The sequence below is a fragment of the Acetobacter suratthaniensis genome, assembly GCF_017377745.1.
In the GTDB taxonomy this organism is placed as follows: Bacteria; Pseudomonadota; Alphaproteobacteria; order Acetobacterales; family Acetobacteraceae; genus Acetobacter; species Acetobacter suratthaniensis.
This window is the reverse complement of record NZ_JAFVMG010000009.1, coordinates 90,764-113,113: the sequence shown is the minus strand read 5'-3', so window position 1 is coordinate 113,113 and position 22,350 is coordinate 90,764. Positions and strand designations below refer to the sequence as shown.

At 60.2% G+C, this 22,350-nt stretch carries 23 protein-coding genes and 3 tRNA genes; 6 read left to right on the top strand and 20 right to left on the bottom strand.

The window, feature by feature from the left end:
* Nucleotides 1-405: 405 nt before the first annotated feature.
* From J2D75_RS09780 to mnmE, 6 genes are all read right to left on the bottom strand, one after another.
* Nucleotides 406-481: transfer RNA gene (locus tag J2D75_RS09780), tRNA-Lys, on the bottom strand.
* A 68-nt stretch (nucleotides 482-549) separates the two neighbouring features.
* Nucleotides 550-1,509 carry a ParB/RepB/Spo0J family partition protein gene (locus tag J2D75_RS09775; RefSeq protein ID WP_207854635.1) on the bottom strand — a complete coding sequence of 320 codons (960 nt, stop codon included), beginning with the start codon at nucleotides 1,507-1,509 and terminating at the stop codon, nucleotides 550-552.
* Nucleotides 1,506-2,291 (bottom strand): AAA family ATPase, encoded by a 786-nt coding sequence (locus J2D75_RS09770; RefSeq protein ID WP_207854634.1) that lies wholly within the window; start codon nucleotides 2,289-2,291, stop codon nucleotides 1,506-1,508. Before J2D75_RS09770 ends, J2D75_RS09775 begins: the two co-directional genes overlap by 4 nt.
* Nucleotides 2,281-2,880 (bottom strand): 16S rRNA (guanine(527)-N(7))-methyltransferase RsmG, encoded by a 600-nt coding sequence (gene rsmG / locus J2D75_RS09765; RefSeq protein WP_207854633.1) that lies wholly within the window; start codon nucleotides 2,878-2,880, stop codon nucleotides 2,281-2,283. The genes J2D75_RS09770 and rsmG overlap by 11 nt, the downstream gene beginning before the upstream one ends.
* Nucleotides 2,864-4,744, bottom strand: coding sequence for a tRNA uridine-5-carboxymethylaminomethyl(34) synthesis enzyme MnmG (gene mnmG / locus J2D75_RS09760; protein ID WP_207854632.1), 1,881 nt, complete (start codon nucleotides 4,742-4,744; stop codon nucleotides 2,864-2,866). Before mnmG ends, rsmG begins: the two co-directional genes overlap by 17 nt.
* Before the next feature lie 46 nt (nucleotides 4,745-4,790).
* On the bottom strand, nucleotides 4,791-6,110 hold the full coding sequence (gene mnmE, locus J2D75_RS09755; protein WP_207854631.1) for a tRNA uridine-5-carboxymethylaminomethyl(34) synthesis GTPase MnmE: 1,320 nt from the start codon (nucleotides 6,108-6,110) through the stop codon (nucleotides 4,791-4,793).
* A 193-nt stretch (nucleotides 6,111-6,303) separates the two neighbouring features.
* Between mnmE and J2D75_RS09750 the strand changes: the two genes are divergently transcribed.
* Entirely contained in the window at nucleotides 6,304-6,774 is a 471-nt protein-coding gene (locus tag J2D75_RS09750) for a methylated-DNA--[protein]-cysteine S-methyltransferase (RefSeq protein WP_207854630.1), read from the top strand.
* 63 nt (nucleotides 6,775-6,837) lie between these two features.
* Here the strand turns inward: J2D75_RS09750 and J2D75_RS09745 are convergent, their stop codons facing one another.
* Complete coding sequence (locus J2D75_RS09745) at nucleotides 6,838-7,704, bottom strand: hypothetical protein (protein ID WP_243428656.1); 867 nt, start codon at nucleotides 7,702-7,704, stop codon at nucleotides 6,838-6,840.
* 227 nt (nucleotides 7,705-7,931) lie between these two features.
* Between J2D75_RS09745 and J2D75_RS09740 the strand changes: the two genes are divergently transcribed.
* Nucleotides 7,932-8,324 carry a hypothetical protein gene (locus J2D75_RS09740; protein ID WP_207854629.1) on the top strand — a complete coding sequence of 131 codons (393 nt, stop codon included), beginning with the start codon at nucleotides 7,932-7,934 and terminating at the stop codon, nucleotides 8,322-8,324.
* Nucleotides 8,325-8,515: 191 nt separating this feature from the next.
* Nucleotides 8,516-9,019, top strand: coding sequence for a DUF1543 domain-containing protein (locus tag J2D75_RS09735; protein ID WP_207854628.1), 504 nt, complete (start codon nucleotides 8,516-8,518; stop codon nucleotides 9,017-9,019).
* 51 nt (nucleotides 9,020-9,070) lie between these two features.
* On the opposite strand, the gene J2D75_RS09730 is transcribed toward J2D75_RS09735, so the two are convergent.
* The 5 genes from J2D75_RS09730 to hemE all read right to left on the bottom strand — a co-directional run bounded on the left by J2D75_RS09730 (nucleotide 9,071) and on the right by hemE (nucleotide 12,082).
* Nucleotides 9,071-9,147 (bottom strand) — tRNA-Pro (locus J2D75_RS09730).
* Between the two features lie 50 nt (nucleotides 9,148-9,197).
* A complete protein-coding gene (locus tag J2D75_RS09725; RefSeq protein ID WP_207854627.1) occupies nucleotides 9,198-9,782 on the bottom strand; it encodes an LOG family protein in 585 nt (194 codons plus the stop codon).
* 79 nt (nucleotides 9,783-9,861) lie between these two features.
* On the bottom strand, nucleotides 9,862-10,314 hold the full coding sequence (gene hemJ, locus J2D75_RS09720; protein WP_207854626.1) for a protoporphyrinogen oxidase HemJ: 453 nt from the start codon (nucleotides 10,312-10,314) through the stop codon (nucleotides 9,862-9,864).
* Nucleotides 10,314-11,003 carry an HAD family hydrolase gene (locus J2D75_RS09715; RefSeq protein ID WP_207854625.1) on the bottom strand — a complete coding sequence of 230 codons (690 nt, stop codon included), beginning with the start codon at nucleotides 11,001-11,003 and terminating at the stop codon, nucleotides 10,314-10,316. Before J2D75_RS09715 ends, hemJ begins: the two co-directional genes overlap by 1 nt.
* Nucleotides 11,003-12,082 (bottom strand): uroporphyrinogen decarboxylase, encoded by a 1,080-nt coding sequence (gene hemE, locus J2D75_RS09710; RefSeq protein ID WP_207854624.1) that lies wholly within the window; start codon nucleotides 12,080-12,082, stop codon nucleotides 11,003-11,005. The genes J2D75_RS09715 and hemE overlap by 1 nt, the downstream gene beginning before the upstream one ends.
* Before the next feature lie 367 nt (nucleotides 12,083-12,449).
* On the opposite strand from hemE, the gene J2D75_RS09705 reads away from it, so the two are divergent.
* Nucleotides 12,450-13,085 carry a Maf family protein gene (locus J2D75_RS09705; protein ID WP_207854623.1) on the top strand — a complete coding sequence of 212 codons (636 nt, stop codon included), beginning with the start codon at nucleotides 12,450-12,452 and terminating at the stop codon, nucleotides 13,083-13,085.
* 98 nt (nucleotides 13,086-13,183) lie between these two features.
* Nucleotides 13,184-13,259, top strand: a tRNA-Ala gene (locus J2D75_RS09700).
* A 360-nt stretch (nucleotides 13,260-13,619) separates the two neighbouring features.
* Here J2D75_RS09700 and J2D75_RS09695 read toward each other — a convergent pair.
* On the bottom strand, nucleotides 13,620-14,021 hold the full coding sequence (locus tag J2D75_RS09695) for a hypothetical protein (RefSeq protein ID WP_243428655.1): 402 nt from the start codon (nucleotides 14,019-14,021) through the stop codon (nucleotides 13,620-13,622).
* 101 nt (nucleotides 14,022-14,122) lie between these two features.
* Nucleotides 14,123-15,619: an exodeoxyribonuclease VII large subunit gene (gene xseA / locus J2D75_RS09690; protein ID WP_207854622.1), complete on the bottom strand. Its 1,497-nt coding sequence runs from the start codon at nucleotides 15,617-15,619 to the stop codon at nucleotides 14,123-14,125.
* A 61-nt stretch (nucleotides 15,620-15,680) separates the two neighbouring features.
* Here xseA and purD point away from each other — a divergent pair, with 61 nt between their 5' ends.
* Complete coding sequence (gene purD / locus J2D75_RS09685; RefSeq protein WP_207854621.1) at nucleotides 15,681-16,949, top strand: phosphoribosylamine--glycine ligase; 1,269 nt, start codon at nucleotides 15,681-15,683, stop codon at nucleotides 16,947-16,949.
* Nucleotides 16,950-17,116: 167 nt separating this feature from the next.
* On the opposite strand, the gene rimI is transcribed toward purD, so the two are convergent.
* The 6 genes from rimI to J2D75_RS09655 all read right to left on the bottom strand — a co-directional run bounded on the left by rimI (nucleotide 17,117) and on the right by J2D75_RS09655 (nucleotide 22,348).
* A complete protein-coding gene (rimI, locus tag J2D75_RS09680; RefSeq protein WP_207854620.1) occupies nucleotides 17,117-17,578 on the bottom strand; it encodes a ribosomal protein S18-alanine N-acetyltransferase in 462 nt (153 codons plus the stop codon).
* 2 nt (nucleotides 17,579-17,580) lie between these two features.
* Nucleotides 17,581-18,288 carry a tRNA (adenosine(37)-N6)-threonylcarbamoyltransferase complex dimerization subunit type 1 TsaB gene (gene tsaB, locus J2D75_RS09675; RefSeq protein WP_207854619.1) on the bottom strand — a complete coding sequence of 236 codons (708 nt, stop codon included), beginning with the start codon at nucleotides 18,286-18,288 and terminating at the stop codon, nucleotides 17,581-17,583.
* 2 nt (nucleotides 18,289-18,290) lie between these two features.
* Nucleotides 18,291-18,887, bottom strand: coding sequence for a malonic semialdehyde reductase (locus J2D75_RS09670; RefSeq protein WP_243428666.1), 597 nt, complete (start codon nucleotides 18,885-18,887; stop codon nucleotides 18,291-18,293).
* A 177-nt stretch (nucleotides 18,888-19,064) separates the two neighbouring features.
* Complete coding sequence (locus tag J2D75_RS09665; RefSeq protein ID WP_207854617.1) at nucleotides 19,065-19,625, bottom strand: NifU family protein; 561 nt, start codon at nucleotides 19,623-19,625, stop codon at nucleotides 19,065-19,067.
* A 143-nt stretch (nucleotides 19,626-19,768) separates the two neighbouring features.
* Nucleotides 19,769-21,208: a YncE family protein gene (locus tag J2D75_RS09660; RefSeq protein ID WP_243428654.1), complete on the bottom strand. Its 1,440-nt coding sequence runs from the start codon at nucleotides 21,206-21,208 to the stop codon at nucleotides 19,769-19,771.
* A 132-nt stretch (nucleotides 21,209-21,340) separates the two neighbouring features.
* Nucleotides 21,341-22,348, bottom strand: a complete 1,008-nt coding sequence (locus J2D75_RS09655; RefSeq protein WP_207854616.1) for a creatininase family protein — start codon at nucleotides 22,346-22,348, stop codon at nucleotides 21,341-21,343.
* Nucleotides 22,349-22,350: the final 2 nt, after the last annotated feature.

Sequence of the window (22,350 nt, the reverse complement as noted above, 5' to 3'; positions counted from 1 at the left end):
CCTAGACTCATAGGCAGGGGGGCTGCCGGAAAGTCGGGATGCCCTTGGGCCCTGCAACCGCATCAGGCTCACGCGCGGATTTTTTCTGTTATTTGAAAACAATCAAGTTTTTCAAACAGCGGGGACGCTCATAGGGATGGGGGTATTCAATCTCTAGCGGCCATGAGCACCGGGACCGCGCCATGGACAAATTTCTGCATCCGCGAAATTGAAACAGAAAGACACACAGATGGCCGGATGAGTCGGAAGGCTGCCAGATTTTTGTGTGGGTAAACCGGCGGCGGGAAAGAACCCTGCCCATGTCAGCTCAGAAAACGCGGTTTCAAATGACTCCGGATTGACTCCGGAAGGCTGGACACCCTGCCAGCCTGAAACCTTAAAACCACCAAAACCTAAGGAAAAGATTGGTGGGCGCACAAGGACTCGAACCTTGGACCCGCTGATTAAGAGTCAGCTGCTCTACCAACTGAGCTATGCGCCCTTACAGCCTGTTCGGGCTGAAGTAGGCGCTTTGTATCACCTCTTTAGCCCCTACACAAGCCATAAAAATCAAGATTTTAACAAAGCCAGCACGACATCAAGCTGATCAAGATTTTTATAATGGATTTCCAGCGAACCGCTCTGATGCCCGTTAAACTTAACGGCCACCCGCAGCCCCAGCCTGCTCCCCAGATCGCGCTCAAGCGCTTTGATTTCGGGATCTTTGGGTGCCGCCTTGTTCAGTGGTTCCGCCACGGCATTACCGGGCTGGCTAAGAGCTTTTTGAACAAGAGCCTCTGTCTGCCGAACAGACAGGCCACGACTGATAACCTCAGCCGCCGCCGCAACCGGGTTAGGATGAGACAGCAGCGCCCTGGCATGACCAGCTGAAAGTGTGCCGGTTTTCAACTCTGTGCGAATGGCTTCAGGCAGGCGCAGAAGGCGCAGCATATTGGCCACATGGGGGCGCGATTTGCCAATGGCCTTGGCCAGATCTTCCTGCGTAAGATTGTAATCTTCCTGCAGGCGGTTGAGGCCTTCGGCTTCTTCAACCGGATTCAGATCCGCTCTTTGCAGATTTTCAACCAGAGCCGCAGCCATTGCATCGGCTTCGTCAAGGTCGCGCACATGCACGGGTACATCGTGGCACTGGGCAAGCTGTGCCGCGCGCCAGCGACGTTCACCCGCGATAATCTGGTACTGCCCCGGCTGGTCCGGGTCGGGCCTAACCAGAATAGGCTGCAAAATGCCACGCTCGCGGATGGACTGGGCAAGTTCTTCCAACGCCTCGGGGTGCATATCCTGACGCGGCTGGAAAGGCCCCGGCACCAGTGCTTCTACCGGCAGAGAGCTAACCGTAGCGACCCGCACGCTCTGCGCAAGGGGTGCGCCCTGTTCTGGTGCTTCGGCCCCACCTGACTGAGCCGCAGACGCCGCAACAGACTGCGCCACGGCGGCATCACCCAGCAATGCGGCAAGCCCGCGCCCCAGTCGGGGCCGGGCTGCTGTTTTTTTCACGGTTCCGCTCATGCTGTCCTCTCGATGATTTCAGCCGCCAGCGCCTGATAGGCAGCGGCACCGCTGGCCCGGCTGTCATAAACGGTCACGGGCTGGCCGTAGCTCTGCGCCTCGGAAATACGGATATTTCTGGGGATGACGGTTTGCAGCACATCATCCTTGAAAAAGCTGCGGGCATCCGCCGCCACCAGTTCGGACAGGTTGTTGCGCCGGTCATACATGGTCAACACGATCCCGGCCATTTTCAGCTCCGGGTTCAGTTTTTTCCGTACACTGCCAATAGTGCGTACAAGATGGCCCAGCCCTTCAAGCGCAAAGAACTCACACTGCAAGGGTGCTAGCACGCCATCCGCCGCCACAAGGGCATTCAGGGTCAGCAACCCCAGACTGGGGGGGCAGTCTATAATAATATAATCCGCCTCTGCCTGAAGCGGGGCCAGAGCGCTACGCAGCCGGGTTTCGCGGTCGGGCGCATCGACCAGTTCAATTTCTGCCCCCACCAGTTCCGTATCCGAGGCAATAACGGACAGGTTTGCAACCTCGGTCGGCTGCAAGAGATCATGCGCGGTTTTTTCGAGCATAAGCAGCCCGTATGTACCCCCCATGCGGGCATCGTACGCAACGCTTACACCGGTTGACGCATTACCCTGTGGGTCAAGATCGACCAGAACCACCCGCGCACCACCAGCGGCCAGAGCCGCTGCCAGATTGATGGATGTAGTTGTCTTGCCTACGCCGCCTTTCTGGTTGGCGACGGCAAGAATACGACAGGTCTGTGTTTTTTTATCTGACACGATTGAAATTACTCACTTCCAGAATCACGCCATCGGACGCGGTTTGGCTCGGATAGGTTCGGATATCCATCCGCCAGTCCTGCTCCGCCTCCCTGATTTCCTGTTCGGCCTGCTGCCCTTTCAGGAACAGGCAGCGTCCTCCGGCCTCCAGCAAGGGAAAGGCCCATTCAAGCAACCGACCTAGCGGGGCCAGCGCACGGGCTGTCACCACGGGGGCAGCGGGCACCTGTGCCTGCTCCAGCCGTGACGCCACAACGTCTAGCTGTGCGCCGCCAACCCTTGCTGCCTCCCGCAGAAATGCCGCCTTTCGCTGATCAGACTCGATCAGCACACCGGGAATACCAGCCGCAATACCCAGCACCACGCCGGGAAACCCACCGCCTGACCCCATGTCGGTAAACCGCTCGTGTCCTTTTAACAAAGGAAGCAGTTGCAGACTATCCAGAATATGCCGCTCCCACAGCTTCTCCATATCTCTAGGCGAGACAAGGTTGATCCGTGGGTTCCATTTTTGCAAAAGCTCCGCGTACCGGGCGAGCCGCTCGCCTGTTTCACGTGAAACAGGCAGGTTCTCATACGGTGCGGGCATGAACTTTTCCCTTACGCAGATACGCCAGAACCGCCATGAGTGCTGAGGGCGTTACCCCTTTGATACGCTGCGCGGCTGAAAAACTTTCCGGCCGGGCGGCTTCCAGTCGTTCACGCATTTCCGCACTCAGGCCACCTACAGCCGCAAAGTCCATATCGGTGGGAAAACGGATTTCCGTTTCCACCTCAAGCTGACGGATTTCACGCTGCTGCCGCACCAGATAACCGCTATAACGCGCCTGCGTTACAATATACTGGCGCGCACGGGCGGGCACCTCCAGAAACCACGGGGCAATGCTACTGATCACGGCTTCATCCGTGCCGTAGCCCAAAATTTCCAGCAGGCTGCGCCGCCGTCCATCCTGCGCGATTTTCATGCCCATACGGGCCAACTCCTGTGGTTGCCAGCCCTGCTCTTCCGCCTGACGGGTTGCACTTTCTATGGCCGCCACATCACGCGCAAACACCGCTTGCCGGGCCGCACCAACACACCCCCACTCCGTGCCAAGCTGGGTCAGGCGCATATCAGCATTATCGGCCCGCAGGGTCAGCCTGTATTCCGCGCGTGAGGTAAACATGCGGTATGGTTCGCTCACGCCCTGCGTGGTCAGATCATCAATCATCACCCCGATATAGGCTTTGCCCCGATCAAGGCTGACAGCCTCCTGACCACCTGCACGGCGGGCGGCATTTACGCCAGCAACAAGCCCCTGCGCCCCGGCCTCCTCATACCCTGTGGTGCCGTTGATCTGCCCTGCCAGAAACAGATTGGGCACCGCACGTAGCTCAAGCGAGGCCGTGAGTTCACGCGGGTCAACATAATCATATTCAACCGCATAGCCATACTGGGCAATAACCGCACGCTCCAGACCGGGTATGGAACGGATCATCATCTCCTGCACGGTCGCGGGCAGACTGGTTGAAATACCGTTGGGATAAACCAGATCACCGCCTTCGTGCTCGGGCAGGGCTTCGGGTTCGAGAAAAATCTGGTGGCTGTTTTTTTCCGCAAACCGCACAACCTTATCTTCGATCGAAGGGCAATACCGTGGCCCACGACCGGAAATGCCACCGCCATACACAGCCGACAGGTGCAGGTGCTCACGGATGATTTTATGCGTTTCTTCCGTAGTCGCTGTAATGCCGCAGACAAGCTGGGGGGTCGTAATGGCCTGTGTCATCCGGCTGAACGGTTCAGGCACGGCATCACCCGGATCGCGCGCCAGACTGTCCCAGTCGATGCTGTCCCGCTTGATGCGCGCGGGTGTGCCGGTTTTCAAGCGCCCCATACGCAGGCCCAGCCCTTTTAACCGCTGGGAAAGCTGCACGGAGGGTGCCTCGCCAATACGGCCTGCCGGACGGCTTTCATGACCGATATGAATGACACCATCGAGAAAGGTACCGGTTGTCAGTACAACAGCAGCCGCCTGCAAATGCCTGCCGTCTTCCGTAACCACGCCACAGACATGGCCCTGCGCATCGCACACAAGATCCGCAGCGGCCCCTTCCACTATGTCTAACCCATCCTGCTCGGCCAGCAGGTCCTGAATAGCCGTGCGATAAAGAAACCGGTCAGCCTGCGCACGCGGCCCCTGCACCGCTGGCCCCTTGGAGCGATTGAGCAGTTTAAAGTGAATGCCAGCCCGGTCAGCCGCCTTACCCATCAGCCCATCCAGCGCATCAATCTCGCGCACCAGATGCCCCTTACCAATCCCCCCTATGGCCGGGTTGCAGGACATGGCCCCGAGTGTCGCCCGGCGATGGGTCAGCAATGCGGTGCGCGCGCCACACCGCGCGGCGGCCGCCGCGGCTTCGCACCCCGCATGGCCACCCCCCACCACAATGACATCGTAACCCGGCTGCATGATCCTGACCTTTTCCCCACTTCTGGCGCTGTATCTGCCAGCCCCTCTATTTTCCTATGCAGAACTGCCCGAATATCGCATCGAGCAGGTCTTCCACCCCGACTTCACCCGTCAGCCGCCCTAAAGCCCGCATGGCCAGCCGCAATTCCTCGGCGCGCATTTCAGGCCAGTCCTGCTGCATGGCGGCTTGCAGGTGTTCGCACGCCTCCCTGACACCAGCCGCATGCCGTGCACGTGTCAGCAATGGCATGCCGGAGGAAGACGCCGTAAGCGTTTCAGCCCGGCTTTCCAGCTCGGCTCGCAAAGCTTGCAGGCCATCGCCGGTTCTGAGGCTCACGGCCACAACCGGCACATCATCCACCGATTCCGGCACGGGGCCACAATCAGTTTTGTTTCCTACCAGAACAGCGCCAGGAAACACAGTGCGCGGTGGCGTATCCGCCGCGAACATCTGAATAACACAATCCGCCTGTTTCACGTGAAACAATGCCCGCCGAACCCCTTCGGCCTCAATCGCATCTTCAGTCTCACGCAGGCCAGCCGTATCAATAAACGTCACTCGTATGCCCGCAAGCGTTGTCACGATTTCAAGCGCATCGCGCGTAGTCCCTGCAACGGGCGAGACAATAGCAGCATCCCTGCCTGCTAACCAATTGAGTAAGCTGGATTTTCCTGCGTTGGGTGGGCCAGCGATAGCAAAAACCATCCCGCTTCTGATCCGCTCCCCCTGCTGGCCTTCGGCAATATGCTGCTCCATATCCGCCAGCAGCGCCGCCATACCGGACAGCAAAGCCTGCTCCACTTCGGGGGGTAGTTCTTCATCCGGGAAATCTATCAGCGCTTCCTGCCAGGCAAGGCTCTGCTTGAGCTGGTCTGCCCAGCCTGTGTACATACGGCTCAACGCACCATCGGTCTGGGCCAGTGCCTGCCTGCGCTGGCCTTCGGTTTCGGCTGCTACCAGATCGGCCACACCTTCGGCTTCCAGCAGATCCATCCGCCCGTTAACCACCGCACGGCGGGTAAACTCTCCGGGTTCCGCCGGGCGGGCACCCTGCTCCACCAGCACATCGGATACCGCCCTTATAATAGCTGGCCCTGCATGCAGGTGCAGTTCAAACCCATCTTCGCCCGTATAGCTGGCCGGGCCGGGAAACCACAGAACAACAGCATGATCCAGCACGCTCTCACGCGTGCGGGCATTATGCCAGAGCCGGCGCAGGCCCGCATGGCGCGGAGGTGGCAAAGTGCCACACAGGTGCTCCAGCAGGGCAGCACTCCCTTTGCCACTGACGCGCATGACGGCAATAGCGGCGCGTTCCACACCGCTGGCCAGAGCAAAAATCGTCTCTTCTCCCTGGTAGCCCAACGCCGCCTCTCCCTTTGCTGCTTCCTGTCATGATGGCAACACCGGTTCTAATGCAGTTTCTGCTCCAGACGTAGATTCAAATAATGATAAGATGCCGATAAACTCATGAATGCGACATAGTTTTACAACCGCATTCCGGCCCGGCTTTCTGGCGGGCCTGTCTTGTTATTCCCCGGAAGGTTTTTTCCTGACCATGCCCCAGCTTTCCCTGCACTCTCCCCTCGGCCCCCTGACCCTTTCGGAAGAAGATGGTGCCATTCTTTCTCTGGACTGGGGCTGGGGCCGCGATCAGACCGAAACACCCCTGCTCAGTCAGGCCTGCGCATGGCTCGATACATGGTTTGATGACCCCGCAGCCCAAGGAGCTTTTCCTTTCCCGCTCGCACCGTTCGGCACCACGTATCAGAAAAAAGTCTGGTCTGCCTTATGCGCCATTCCTGTCGGCCAAACCCTGACTTACGGCGCTCTGGCCGCACAGGTTGGAGGGAGCGCTCAGTCAATCGGGCAGGCTCTGGGGCGCAACCCTATTCCCATTCTCATTCCCTGCCACCGTGTTGTTTCCCGGCAGGGACTTGGCGGTTATTCGGGTGATGGTGGGGTAGAGGACAAAGCCTGGCTACTGACCCTTGAAGGCGCGGATTTTCCGGGCAAGGAAAAAGCCTGACCGATACCCGGCCCCCAAAAAAGGGGCCGGACAGCACCACCACAACCTTCCATAACCAAACGGTTACGGGCTTTCGCAGCTCTGGGTCATAACGTTAAAGAACCGCCCACCTGCACAATGCACCGCTGTCGGATCAGCCTGTGTCGTGCCGGGGTTAACAGTCGGCGTCGCAGTATAAACCGGTGAGGGAAACGGCGCCTGCCCGTTCACCTGTGTCATGCTCTGCGCACCACCCGGAACGGCATAAGTCGGATAAGACGCTACACCCCCGGACTGCACGGGCTGCGATGTCACATACTGTCCCTGCTCGTTGTAATACGCACCGCTAACAGCACCGGGAGAAGCCGCCACGCTCCCGGACTGGCCGTTGCCCCTGACCACAACGATATTGCCGACCGATGTGCCCATGGCCGCCCCAAACATGAATGGCGCTGACCAGCCCCAACCCCAACCAGCCCAGCCAGGGCTGATCCACGGATCGTTCCAGCTATCATAGCCCCAGCCATATGCCGGGTAATTCCAGCCACCATAATAATCAGGCGCCCACCAGCCCATGGAAGGGTATCCCCCCCAGCCGCCACCGCCCCAGCCACCGCCGTTAAAGTGATGGTGCCAGTCACCCCCACCACCCCAACCGCCACCGGGGCCGCCACCACCCGGGCCGGGGCCACCGCCCCAGCCTCCCGGGCCGCCATGGCCGCCAAAACCACCACCCGGCCCGCCGCCGCCAAAGCCGCCTCCGGGGCCGCCAGGCCCACCGGGTCCACCACCAGGGCCACCCGGCCCACCCGGATGGGCAAAGCTGACTCCGGGCACCGCCGTACACAAACCCATGCCAAGCAGGACAACCATCGCGCGTTTAGCCAGTTCAGCCCGTTTCATGAGCGCACTACCTTTTTCCTGATCTTTTTCCGGGCTGCGCCGGGCCAATCAGAGCCGGAGCCGCCTTTTCCTGTGTGTCTCACTACACATAGGTGTTGATACGTGAAGTTTCCATGAAACCGCGGTTTTCGTATGGCGAATCCAGTGTTCTCAGGCTGATTTATCTTGCAAATAAAGCATACCTGATATACATAAATAAGAACGGAAAAGCGGCAAACAATAAAAAATACCGCTGCTTTTGCCCCCTAACACCGCATAATTAGGAGGCCGGACCCATGGTAATGAAAAAAGCAACCTTCATCTCCTTATGGCTGGTGGCCCTGAGCCTCGCCATATGCTCGACATTTGTCTTCATCGCATGCGGGCTGAAGTTCTCGGTTTTCCATTCGGGTCTGAACGTCCGGCATCAGGATTTTTCAGACAGCACGCGGCTCTCGCTGTATCTGTGGCAGTCCCTGCCTGAATCCGGTGTATGGAGCGATTATGTGCTGTCCATTCCGGGCATGGTGGCGCTGGTTGCCTTCCTGTCCAGCATTGGCCTCGGCTCCTTTGCCGCCCTGCGTCTGGAAGATATCGACCACGGTATCTGCACTGATCGCAAGGCCGATATTCACCGCTGGGAAGCCATGCTGGTGGGCCAGTCCGCCACCGCTACCGAGCAGGCCTGACCGTTCAGCCCTACCCGCCTACAAAAGTAGGCGCATAACAGACCCGAACCCGGCCAGTCTCTTCTGGCCGGGTTTTTCATGTTTTTTTCGTAACAAAATAGCCCCGCAGAGATTGACGCACCGCCCTGCTCGCCAAACACTCTCCAAGGGCCAGACCGGCCCTGATACGGCAGGGACAGGAAGGGCCGCCCATGACCTTGAAGCTTTACGTTTTCTACCTTGGCGGCAGCGCCCCCGGCGCCAATCTGGAACTGCATGACGTGCAGTTTGCCCTTGGCACCAAACCGGAAGACACATACCCAACCCTTGCCCGCCACTGGTTTGGCGCACGCGAGACCCTGCATATCGACGCCTATGGCCTGATCGAATGGGCAGATGGCCACACGGTCACGCTTTGTCGCGAAGCGCCCCAGACAGATCAGCGCCTGTATTTTGTCAATATGGGCGGATACAGACCCGGCATACTGGCCGAAGAACATGAGTTTGGGTTTTTCGTTGCCGCATCCGCCGCCGAAGCCAAAAACAAGGCACGCAAACATCTGCTGACACAGCATGAAAACCAGCACCCCGACGCCGTGCGCGAGGTGGATCAATGTCTTTTACTGGAAGAACTAGATGGCTATTACATCCACCTGACCCCAAACCCGGAGGGGGTGCCACCCCACGCGCTATGGCAAGGGGCGGAATGGATCTAAATCGTGCGACAGGCCCATAACGGGCAGCACAACTCAAAAGCGGGAAAGACCTGGTCGGAGTGAGAGGATTCGAACCTCCGGCCCCTGCGTCCCGAACACAGTGCTCTACCAGGCTGAGCTACACTCCGATGCGGTGTGCTGGCTATACAGCGCTCAGGCCCGTCAGGCAAGAGCAGATTTACAGTGTATCAACCGATACGGGGATACCCTGCTCCCGCCAGACAGAACACGCCAGCGCTGTTTCAACATCTGGCACAACCTGCAAAAGCGCGCAGGCCTGCTCCGAGGCAAAGCCCTGCCGCACAGCTGTTTTAAGCATGGCCATTACAGCCTCGCCCCAGCCATCGGTGTTGACCAGAATGATGGGCTTGTCATGACGGTCAAGCTGCCGCCATGTCAGGATTTCCATCATCTCATCAAACGTGCCGAAACCACCGGGCAAAATCCAGAATGCCTCCGCACGGGTAAACATGATCTGCTTACGCTCGTGCATGGAAGTCGTAACAATCAGTTCCGACACGCATTCATGCATTTTTTCGCGTTCGCTAAGGAATTCAGGGATAACCCCCGTAACATCTCCCCCCGCCCGGATCACGGAATCCGCTACAACGCCCATCAGCCCGTTGGCGCCACCGCCATAAACCAGCCGGATACCTTCACGGGCCAGAACCTTGCCCGCATGCTCGGCGACCTGCTGATAAACCGGATCATTCCCCAAGCGCGAGCCACAGAAAACAGCAATAGTGCGTGCAATAGCGGACATTCTCGAAGTTTCCCCCCAATACGGCGATACGGGCAGCATAAACCGGCTTCACCAGCCGGGGCAAAGTCTGCCCGTTCTGTCAGAACGGCCGCACCACTACCATGATAACAATGATGATCATGAGCAGTGTCGGCACTTCATTGGCAAAACGATAAAATTTCTCGGTGCGTGTATTGGTGTCATTGGCAAAATCACGCCGCCAGCGACCGCACAGGCCATGAAAGCCTGCCATCAGTACCACGCAAAGAAGCTTCAGGTGCCACCACCCGCCGTGCCAGTCCACCGCACCGGGTGTCAGAACCAGCAATCCGCCAAACAGAAAGCTCGATATCATGGCTGGCGTGGTAATGGCCCGCAGCAGGCGGCGCTCCATCAGCTTAAAACGCGCACTCTCCTCCGTATCCGGCTGCACCTGACAATGGTAGACAAACAGCCGGGGTAGATAAAACAACCCGGCCATCCACGCCATCACCGACATGATGTGAAAAGCCAGAAGCCAGCGTGTCCAGGGCAGAAGCGCGTCAAAAACCATCAGGCGTTATCCTTGCCTGTGTTCAGCCGCTCAAGCACAGCAGGGAATTCAGACAGATGGGTAATCCGCAGCACGCCGGGTAATTCTGGCGGTGCTTTTCCCGCCTCTACCAGCATCACACAGGTCATACCTGCGGCCAGTGCCGCCTGCGCGCCGGGCAGACTGTCTTCAAGCACCACGCAGGCCTGAGGGGAAACGCCCTGCTGGCGGGCAGCAGTCAGGTAAATATCCGGCCGGGGTTTGGGCGCGCCCACATCCACGGCGGAATGAACGCCAGCACCAAAATACGGGCCAAGGTTGGTGGCCGCGAATTTGACCGCCATTTCCTCCATGGAGGAGTTGGTCCCCACCCGCATGGGCAGCCCCATAGCCCGAACCGCATCCAGCATGGCGTAAACGCCGGGTATGGGGCGGGCACCTTTTTCCATAGCCGCTACAAACCGGGCCTGCATCATGGCTGTCCAGTCGGAAGGCAGGGTTGTACCGGTTTTCTGCTCGATCATGGTACGGATCAACGGCAGGGCCATGCCCGAAAATGTCTCGATACTGTCTTCATCGGACACAACCATGCCGGCCTCACGCGCAGCCTGCGCGCACAGGCCGCAGGTTGCGGCCTCGCTATCGACCAGAACACCATCGCAATCGAAAATGACCAGCTCGACCAAGCCTGTTCCGGTCTTGTGCGACATTATGGCGTTTCCCTCACGGTGCGTACAAGGTCTTCCACATGTTCAACCGGTGTTTCCGGCAGAACGCCGTGGCCAAGGTTGAACACATGCGCCCGGCCCCGCCCGGCTTCGCGGATAGCCAGCGCCTCGCGGCGCATGGCCTCGCCACCAGCCAGAACGGCTACGGGGTCAAGATTACCCTGCACACCCAATGTTTCAGGCAGCAGGGTGCTGACCGTACGCATATCCGCCCCGGTATCGAGTGCAACAACATCCACCCCGGTTTCACGCGCGTATTCGGCAATCATCACCCCGGCCAGACGCGGAAAGCCGACAATACGCACATGCGGGTGCCGTGCCTTGACGGCCTGCACGATCTGGCGCGTGGGGGCGATAACATGGCGGCGGAACTCGGAGGGCGGCAGCAACCCCGACCAGGAATCAAACAGCATGACCGCTTCAGCCCCGGCCTCAACCTGTGCGCACAGATACGCCGCCGTGGTTTCTGTCAGCAGGGCAATCAGCCTGTCAAACAGCGCGGGTTCCTTGAACGCCATCTCACGGGTAATGGCGAACTCGCGTGAGCCTTTGCCTTCCACCATGTAGCAGGCCACCGTAAAGGGTGATCCAGTAAAGCCCAGCAGCGTTGTCCCGCCCGGCTTGGCCACGCCAACCGCATCCGGCCCATCGAGAATGCCCCGCAGGCGTGTCAGGGTTTCCAGAACCGGTGCTGTCACCTCGGCAATCCGCGCCGGGTCGAGTGCGAGCAGATCCTGCTCCGAACGGATCGCCCCTAGAACCGGCCCGGTTCCGGCAACAAACCGCAAGGACTGCCCCATAGCCCAGGGCAGGATAAGAATATCGGAAAACAGAATGGCGCCATCCATGCCAAAACGACGAATAGGCTGGAGTGTCAGTTCGGTTGCGATATCCGGTGTCATGCACCGGGTGAGAAAGTCGGCTTTTTCCCGCATGGCCCGGAATTCGGGTAAAAACCGGCCAGCCTGGCGCATCAGCCACATCGGCGGCGGCCAGAGTGCCTCACCATTGAGGGTTCTGAGCAGACGTTTGGCGGAGGGGATGGAAGCTTGCGTTGTCATGGTCTGAAGTCCTGCACGTCTTTATCCGCCCTGTCCACGCCCCATTTCCTATAAAAAAGAAAGAAAAGATATTGAGATGGTTTAAGGGTACTGTGGATGACGGGGTACCCGGTATTCCAAAAACGTACCCCGTTTTTCCCACAGTGTGTACAGTTTGCAGGCCCTTGCAAAATAAGGGGTTTTGAAGGTTATCCCGAATTATCCAAACCGAGCCTGTGTACAACTCACCCGTTCATGGTATTGCACAGTTGTGCACGGTACTCGGTACGCCCCTGTTCTGTTTTCCGTACAGTCCACATGTACCCCGGTACTCAGGAAAGTACTCACAGCCCTCTGACACGCCAGTACCTGAAAGAGACTCGATTCCATGACTGCTTTAGTACTAAAGCCGAATCCATTACAGGACAGTACCCGGACACTTCTGCTGGCGAGTGGTTCTGCAGCCCGGAAAAGGCTTCTGGAAAATGCAGGTCTGGCGTTTGGCATTGTCCGGCCAGAGGTGGATGAACAGGCCATTCGGGACTGTGCCCGCGCACAGGATCGCACAACGGATGAGACGGCTCTGGAACTGGCGGCGGCCAAAGCGCTGGCGGCAGAAGCAGAACCAACGGCGCTGGTGATTGGTTCGGATCAGATGCTGTCCTGCGAAGGGCGCTGGTATGACAAGCCGCCCACGCTGGAGCAGGCGGCCCAGCAGTTACGCGCACTGCGCGGGCGTACTCATACATTACATACGGCGGTGGTACTGTGCCGGGGCGGGCAGATTATCTGGCGCTATGTGGAGCAGGCGCATCTGACGATGCGGGCATTTTCTGATTCGTTCCTTGAGCAGTATCTGGCGGTGGAAGGGCGTGCCTGCCTGTCCTGCGTGGGGGCTTACAGGCTGGAAGGGCCGGGGCTTCATCTGTTTGAATCCGTGCGCGGAGACAGTTTTTCCATACAGGGATTGCCGCTTCTGGCCCTGATTGCCGCCCTGCGGGATATGAAAGTGCTGATGACGTAAAAATAATGGCTTGTCAGCCTGTTCGGAAGACGGTAATAGCTCCACCACGCACGGTGGTTTCCCCCAAAGAGGCCATTTAGCCGGGCGTCATAAAGTGTGGGGCCATAGCTCAGTTGGGAGAGCGCCTGAATGGCATTCAGGAGGTCGTCGGTTCGATTCCGATTGGCTCCACCAATATTGAAACCCCTGCCGGTTCTGGTCAGGGGTTTTTTTATGCCCTTTTTTTCCGCACAAATAGCTGGCTTTTGTCGCTTTAGGGAACAGTTTCCTTCCCTGTCTTCAGGAGAGGCGGAGAGTGCCTTTTTTTCTGAAAAACTGTTTTTATAAAAAGAAATAACCGATTTTATCGGAATATTTTTCATACAGGAAAATGAAAAAAAGAAACGGTTATTCTATAAAAACCGTTTCTTAATAAAGGAAAAGACGAACATTTATGAAGATTCATTCTTACAAAAAAATGTGATTTTTCTTATAAAAACAGAGAAAAATCACGTTTCTTTCAAAAAGAATGAGAAAACAGATTTTTTCAGCCTTTTAACGGCATACACGCTGCGTGCCATCCGCGGCGATATAGGTGCCGGTTTGGGTATTGTAGCAGGCGTTCTGTGTGCAGCTGTTCCCTGATGTCAGGGGTTGAGGGTAGTTCTGCACAGCCATGGCCATAGCCTCTCGCGCGGCTGTGCCGCACAGGGGCGTATCATGAGGGGCGGAGGGGTCGTTCTGTTTGGACGCTTTTGATGTTTCGGCTGAACTGACCGGAGCCATAGTCTGTACTGCCGGTGTGGGGCCAAATGTCTGCGGTACAATCTGGCTGGCCTGCTGGGGCTGCGTACAGCCACCCAGCAGCAGGGCCAGCGCGCTGAGCAGTGTGCCCGGCAGCACCCATGACCGGATACGTACCTGCTGGGAGGTGCGGTCTGATGAAAAAAGGGACATGGTTCAGCTTCCGGTTTGAGGTGTCAGTACCCTGCTACAGCCAGCATAGCCTTGTGTATGGGCCGGATTCAATCCGTGTATCCGCGTGCTGTCCGAGCGGTTTAGAAATCCAGTACACCTTGCGTGGCGGCAGTCCGGCCAATGGTGGCGTCCTGCGAGCCATCGGCAAAGGTCAGGGTTACATGCTGGCCTGTTTTCAGTGCAGAAGCGCCCGTAACAGGACGGCCATCATGGCTTACCAGCGCATAACCCCGTGCCAGAACCGCAAGGGGGGAGACAGCCTCAAGCCGTCCGGCTACGCCAGACAGGGCCAACCGCCTTTCGCGCAGCAGGGCAGCAAGCGGGGCGGTGGACAGCCGTCTTCCTGCCAGATGGGCTACACGGCGCTGGAGCGTTTTGCTCAACGCCGCTTGTAATGCAGCCTGCACGGCCATGAGCCGTGCCGTACGCGCCGCCAGTAGTGTTTCAAGCGCAGGCATGCGGCGTTCTACGCGCACCAGTTCGGCACGCCTGCGCTGGGTCAGGGCAGGCAGGGCGGTTTCCAGCCGGTGTGTGCGTTCATCCAGTCTCCAGCGCGCGGTCTGGAGCAGGCTTGGCAGATCAGGCAGGGCAGCGGCCGCGCGGTCAAGCCGGAGCCGGGCTGTCTGGAGCAGGCGGGCCAGAGCGCCTAAAGCGCGTGCATTCCGGTGGCCTAGATCCGCCAGCAGTTCTGTGCGTACGGGCACGGCCATTTCGGCGGCTGCGGTGGGGGTTGGTGCGCGGCGGTCGGAGGCAAAGTCTATCAGCGTGGTATCGGTTTCATGCCCTACGGCGGAAATCAGCGGAATGCGGCAGGCTGCTGCCGCCCGCACCACGGCTTCCTCGTTGAATGCCATCAGGTCTTCCAGCGAGCCGCCTCCGCGCGCGACAATCAGTACATCGGGCCGGGGAATGGCCCCACCGGGTTCAAGCTGGTCAAAACCGTCTATGGCTGCGGCTATCCGGCTGGCGGCCCCTTCGCCCTGTACAGGCACCGGCCAGACCAGAATAGGGCGGGCAAAACGTCGCAATACGGTCGTGCGGATGTCATGCAGTACCGCCCCCTGCGCGGATGTAACAACCCCGATCACGCGTGGCAGTAGCGGCAGGGCTTTTTTACGCGCAGGGTCGAACAGACCTTCCTGCCCGAGTTTCAGGCGCAGGCGCTCGATCCGGGCCAGCAGCGCGCCTTCGCCCGCATACTCCATACGTTCCACCACAAGCTGGTAGCTTGAGCGCTCGCCGTAAGCGGAAATCTTGCCGGTGGCGATAATCTCCAGCCCGTTTTCAGGCTCCAGCCCCAACCGGGAGACAGAGCCGCGCCAGACCACGCCCGAAATCTTGCCCTGCTCATCCTTGAGCGAAAAATACAGATGGCCCGAAGGATAGCGTTTGAACTCGGTTATTTCCCCGCGCACACGCACGCGCCCGAAGGTACCTTCGAGAGTGCGGCGGATAGCACCCGATATTTCCGATACCGTGTATTCAGGCAGGTTCCCGCCAGCCCCGCTATTGCCCTGCCCGTTACTGTGGGCCGCATTGGCAGAGAAAGAGCGGGACGGTTCAAAATTTTCGTGCATGGCTTAACCTATGCTACAGACGCACGCCCTGAAAGAGCAATGATACAGCGGGAGAGAAAGAATGCGCGTATTACTGGTTGGCTCCGGTGGCCGGGAACATGCCCTGGCTCAGACCCTGGCGCGTTCACCACATCTGTCCACGTTGTTTATCGCTCCGGGCAATCCCGGTACCGAGGCACTGGGCGTTAATGTGGCGATCGGCGCGCAGGATGTCTCTGCACTGGTATCCTTCGCGCTGGAACAGCAGATTGATCTGGTGGTGCCGGGGCCGGAAGCGCCGCTGGTCGCAGGGCTGGCCGATGCCTGCGCCAGTGTGGGTCTGCCCTGTGCTGGCCCGACACAGGCTGCCGCCCAGTTAGAGGGCAGCAAAGAGTTTACCAAGGAAATCTGCGATGCGGCGGGTATTCCCACCGCGCGCTGGCAGTCTTTCGACCGGGCTGAAAATGCCATCGCTTATGTGCGTGAACGGGGTGCGCCGATTGTGGTCAAGGCCGATGGTCTGGCTGCGGGCAAGGGTGTTGTGGTCGCCGCCAGCGTGGAAGAAGCCGAAGCCGCCATTACCGATATGATGACGGGTGGCTCACTGGGCGATGCAGGCGCGCGCGTGGTGATTGAAGACTGTCTGGTGGGTGAGGAAGTGTCCCTGTTCGCCTTCTGCGCGGGCGAGACGGCCTATCTGATCGGCGCGGCACAGGACCACAAGCGTGTGGGCGATGGAGATACCGGGCCGAATACCGGCGGGATGGGGGCTGTGTCGCCCCCCAAGGGGTTTGGCCCTCTTGAGCAGGAAGCCGCACTCGATCTGGTGGTGCGCCCCATGCTGTGTGAAATGGTGCGCCGGGGGACACCGTTCAGAGGCGTGATTTTTGCCGGGCTGATGCTGACGGATAACGGCCCGAGCCTGATCGAATATAATGTCCGCTTTGGCGACCCGGAGGCCGAAGCTCTTCTGCCGCGCCTCCAGTCAGACCTGCTGCCGGCTCTTTCCGCCCTTGCGGATGACAAGCTAGATGGCGTGTCGGTGTCGTTTTCCGATCAGGCTTCGGTCTGTGTGGTCATGGCGGCGCGGGGTTACCCTGCCTCCCCCGAAAAAGGCGCTGTCATTCATGGGGTGGACAATGCCGCAGCCCTTGAGGGCGTGCAGGTCTATCAGGCTGGCACCACACGCAACCTCGCGGGGGAACTGGTGGTCTCTGGCGGACGGGTTCTGGCGGTTACCGCTCTGGCCGATACGGTGGAACAGGCACGCACACGGGCTTATGCCGGGGTAAAGGCCATTTCATGGGATGGTGCGCACTGGCGGAACGATATTGGTGCGCGCGCCCTCTAAGACCGGCGGTTTAACGCTGTGTGCCTGTTGGCCAGAGCGTGTTTTAAAAGCGGGTCTTCAGCAAGGCTTTGCAAACGCATAAAAGTTTTTGGTGAAGCTTTTCCCTATAAAGCAACGCCAAAAACTTTTATCTTTTCTTATCCAGAAGGTTGTTTTGGAACAGCCTCTCAGGTGTGCCGGGTGTCGGGCAGAATGCTTGCCAGTACCAGCGCATCGCTGCCATCGGCATAATAGCGGCGGCGTATGCCCTGCCGGGTAAAGCCTGCCTGTTCATACAGGCGGCTGGCGGCCTCGTTATGTGTGGATACTTCCAAAAACAGACGTTCGGCCCCGGCTTGCGCGGCCTGCTGCTGGGCCTGTTCCACCAGATAGCGGGCAAGTCCGTGGCGGCGGCTGGCGGGCAGGACGCAGAGTGTCAGCACCTCGGCTTCATCCGCAATACAGCGAAACAGGATAAATCCGGCGGGTGCCTCGTTCTGGCAGGCCAGCAGGGCTATGGCGCCGGGTGAGGCCAGAAGGCTGGCCATGGCGGCTTCGTCCCACTGTTCTGGCGGGGTAAAGCAGGCGGCGTGCAGGCAGGCCAGTACGGCGGCATGGGCCACGCCCACAGGCTGGAGCGTTGTTGCCATGATCAGACGGGGGCAGCCCGCAATCCGTCCGCAGGTAATTTGGCTTCGGGCGGGTCCACATAGAGTGGCAGGGCCGGAAGGGGCGGCAGATCGCCTGCAAGACGGCGCAGGGCCGCCCGGGCAATCTGTGCGGCATCGGGCGTGCTGGATGCGCTGCGCACGGGGTGATCGAATGTCAGGGCTTCGGCGGCATCACCCGCTACCAGCCAGCGGCCTGCGGGGGGCTGCCAATCGGCTACGCTGACCGCCTGCAACCCACCCTGATGATCTTGTATAAACACCCGGCCACGGCGGGCCGATGTTACAAGCAGCCAGCCAGCCAGCCCGTCATGGCGGGCCAGTTCGGTATCCAGTGCCGGAGCCAGCGCTTCGGCCCGGCTGACCCCCACCAGTTCCGCCCCAACGCCCAGCGCATAGCCCGCCGCCACCGCGCATGAAGCGCGCAGTCCGGTAAAAGAACCGGGCCCGACCACAACCGCCACGCAGTCGGGTTTGGGGGCCGGGGTATCGGTATGGGGCTGGGTGGCCCAGCCTGCCTGTTCCAGTGCGCGGGCGGCCAGCAGGTTGATGCCCTCCGCTGCCTGCTTGCCCGCTTCCTCACACTGGCTGACGAGGGAGAGCGCGGGGCCGTGCCGATCAAGGCAGGCGGCCAGCCCTCTGGCGGCCTCTCCGGCCGGGCTGGCATCAAGAACGAGAAAACGTGCGGGCATGCTCAGTCCACCACGCGGCAGGCCTGCGCGAAATCCAGACGCGGTGCGCGGGGGGGCAGGCCAGTCAGATCACCATGGCCGAGGCAGAGCAGAAAATTGGCCCGCCAGCCGGTTTCCGCCAAAAAGGCGTCTTCCACCATCGACTGGTCAAAGCCTGAAACAGGCAGCACATCCAGCCCCAGTGCCCGTGCCGCCATGATTGTGTAAGCCCCTTGCAACGTGCCGTTGCGAAAGGCGGTTTCTTCCGACAGGCCTACATCCGCCGCAAACCATGAGCGCAGGTCTTCACCGGGGCAAAGAACGGGCAACTGTTCGAAAAACAGCGGGTCATGCGCCACAATGGCAATGACCGGCGCCCCCATGACACGATTGACATTGCCAGCTGAAAGAGCCGGGCGCAGGCGCTCGCGGGCATCCGTTCCTTTCAGGAAAACCAGCCGCGCGGGAGAGCAGTTGCCCGAGGTCGGGCCAAGGCTTGCCAGTGTGTAGAGCTGGCGCAGCACGTCATCGGCAACCGGGCGGGTGCTCCAGCGGCGTGGTGTACGCGCCGTGCCAAAAAGCTGGTCGAGTGCTGTCTGGGCCAACGCGCCCTCCGGCAGGGGGGTGGGCTGGCTGTCGTCCTGCGCGGGGGGCAGAGTGCTGCCCGTGCCGGTGTTTTCCGGCACGGTGGTTTCTGCCACGGTGCTGTCAGCCCCGCTGCCCGCCGTTAGGGCGTCATGGGCCGGGGTAGCGCCCTGCCCGCCTGTCTGCTCGTGGCGTTCGTCGGCCATGGCTGTTCAGTCCACCTGTTCGACGGAAACCACTTCCGGCACGTAATGGCGCAGCATGTTTTCCACCCCGTGCTTGAGGGTCGCGCGTGAGGACGGGCAGCCCGAACACGCCCCCTGCATGGTCAGGCGCACCACACCGTTGCGATAGCCACGGAAGACAATATCCCCCCCATCGCCCGCCACGGCCGGGCGCACGCGCGTATCCAGCAGTTCCTTGATCTGGGTGACGATTTCCACATCTTCAGGGGCGATGGCGTCTTCGGTAATTCCCGCACCATCAGCCACGATGGGCAGGCCCGCCACGAAATGATCCATCAGGGTGGAGAGAACCTGTGCGCGCAGGTCTTCCCATTCCGTGCCGTCTGCCTTGGTGACGGACACAAAGTCATTGCCAAGGAAAACCCGTGCCACACCGGGGATGGCAAACAGGGCATCCGCCAGAGGAGACCGACCGGCTACGGTGTCGGCATCAATGAAATCAACCGTTCCCGCGTCTCCCATGACAGTGCGGCCAAGCAGGAACTTGAGCGTGGCGGGGTTGGGGGTGCCTTCGGTTTCGATAAACATGCTTGCCGGTTCCGATCAGTGGGGCGTGTGCCGTGTTGTTGCCTTACATGCCTATTCAGTTGGCACTGGAATAAGGACAACACAAGTCCTGTACGGGAATTGCCGCCCCTACCGCGCCAGATGGCGGTAAGGGCGGGGTCTGCTCAGCGCAGGATGCCAGTATGGCCAATGCTGTAGCGGCCGGGCTGGGGCCAGACGGTCAGGCCATGCGGTTCCGCCCCGACAGGGATTTTGATAACCGCCCCGGTCTGGGTATCGAAGCGGTACACCACATCATCAAACCGGCCTGACAGCCATAGGCTTTTGCCATCCGCACTGACATTGCCCATATCCGGGCTGCCACCGCCGGGAATGGGCCAGTTGGCTACAACCGTGTTGGTGGCGAAATCAATGATCGACACCCCGCCCGCCTTGCTGTGGGGGCGGCCGTGGATCAGGTGTGAGCCACGGTTGGCCACGTACATCTGCTTGCCATCCCGCGTGGGGTACAGCCCATGCGTACCCACACCGGTATGGATGAAGCCGGTCTGGCGGAAGCTGTCGCCATCGACCATGAACACGCCATCGGCCATCATGTCAGCCACGTAGAACGTGCGGCCATCGGGCGAGACCAGAATATCCTGCGGCATGCCGCCCGATGTCAGCTTGAGATAGCCGAGCACCTTACGGTTGACGGTATCAATCTTGACCACATAGCCGCCGAACTCGCAGGTAAAGATTGCATAGCGTCCATCAATGGCAAAAGCGGCGTGGTTAATGCCCGCACAGTGCGGCGCTTCCACCGAGCCCTGCAACACCATGCTGTGCGGGTCACGGAAGTCCAGCCTGCGGCGGGCTTCGGCCACCACAATGGCGGAACGGCCATCGGGCGTGAAATACATGTTGTAGGGGTCATCCACTGTAACAGCGGTGCCGGGTTTGCCGGTGCGCGGGTCAATGGGGGTCAGGCTGCCATTGGTGCTGCCTTCGGCATTGTTGGTCACCCACAGGGTGCGCAGATCCCATGAGGGAACGACATGCTGCGGCCCACGACCAACCTTGAAGCGGTCAACCACGGTATTGGTGGCCGGGTCGATAACGGACACATCGTTCGAGCGCAGATTAGGCACATAGATACGCGCCAGATCCTGCGCCACTTCCGGGGCGATATGGCCGGATGCGGTCTCGCTATACAGGTTGAGCGGATTGATGACGGGCGGCATGCCTGCAATGGTCTGCGCCGCATTACTGTGGGTTATGGCCTGCTCGGGCAGGGGCGTGAGCGGAACATCGTCCGCTTTTGCCACCGGTGTGCCGGGTGCGGTCGCAGCCGTTGTAGCCGGGGGTATGACAGCCGGGGGGATAACGGGTGTGGTGGCGGCGTTCCCTGCCTGCGGCACCGTGGTGGGTACGGCTTGCGTTGCGGCGGGGGCTGTTGGCGCGGGGGTGGCCTGCGGTGCCGCAGGTGCGTTGCTGACGGGGCGTGAAAGATCGCTCTGCCAGCTCCAGTCCTGTGCATGGGCAAGCTGCCCGCCCAGTGTGGCGTTTGCGGCCAGAAGCCCAGTCAGGGCCGCCGCCGATGCCAGATACCGTTTTACACCCATGACATTATGCCTTTGTATACACGCTTTGCGCGGCTGTCCCTTACGGGGCCATTGCCCCGAAAAACCGGCGCTGTATCTAGCATGGCGTCGTGGGGAGCGTCCATTCAGCGGACTTTAAATTCCCTTTACGGTTTATGGCTGGTGGGCGCGGGCTGACTCTATGGCCTGTGTTGCGGCACGCACCTGCATATCCAGCCCCGGCTGGCCCAGTGCGGCAGTTGCTCCGCGCGGGTCGCCGCCGTAAATGCCCTGCGCGGCACTGGGGGGCGGCCCTGCATGCAGGGCTTGCTGGCGCACCATAGCGGGATCAACCGCCAGCATCAGCGCGGTATCCGAGAGTTCGGCATGCAGCCCGACTTCGCCTGCATGGCCGTTTTTCTTCAGCCAGTCAGCATACTGGTGGGGCAGGACATCATAATAATCGCGCACATACAGGGCTTTGGCTCCCGTGCCGCGCCATGCGGTGTTGAGGGTGTCCGCCGCCTGACGGAGCTGTGTCTGATAGCCTCCGTGGTCGCCCAGCAGCACGACAAGGCTGAAACCCTGCACGCGCAGGCTTTCAGCCGCTGAAAGGACGAGTTTTTCAAACACGTCAGGCGGAATGCTCAGTGTTCCGGCAAAGCGCATGTGGCTGGTGCGGGGCTTTGTGCCACCTTCGGGTACATAGGCCATGACGGGGGCCACCAGCGTGTCGCCCACGGTGCGGGCAATGCGTTGGGCCTGCGCCATAACCCGCACATTATGCTTGCCCACGGCAATATAAGGCCCGCTCTGCTCTGTCCCCCCCACGGGAATAATGACGGTGCGGACACCACAGGCCAGGCCCTCCTGTATTTCAGTCCATGTGCGTTGCTCGAACAGAACAGAGGCAGGGAGGCGCGTACAATCAGGCGCGGCAGCACTGGCGGGGGCGCAGGCCGCCAGATTAACCGCCAGACAGGCCGCTAGCCCGGCCACAAGCCCGGACAGGACACGCCCTGATGGCCCTTTTGCCGGTTCTGGCCTGTTTGCCACCGGTTGGCCCGCCCTGCGGGTGAGCACCCTGCCGGAGGGAGGGTGCCCGGCGGCACCGTGCGGGGGCGGAGGAACAGGGGCCAAGGCGGGCAGGCCCTGTGCCAGCAGGTGGGGCCGGGGCAGCATGG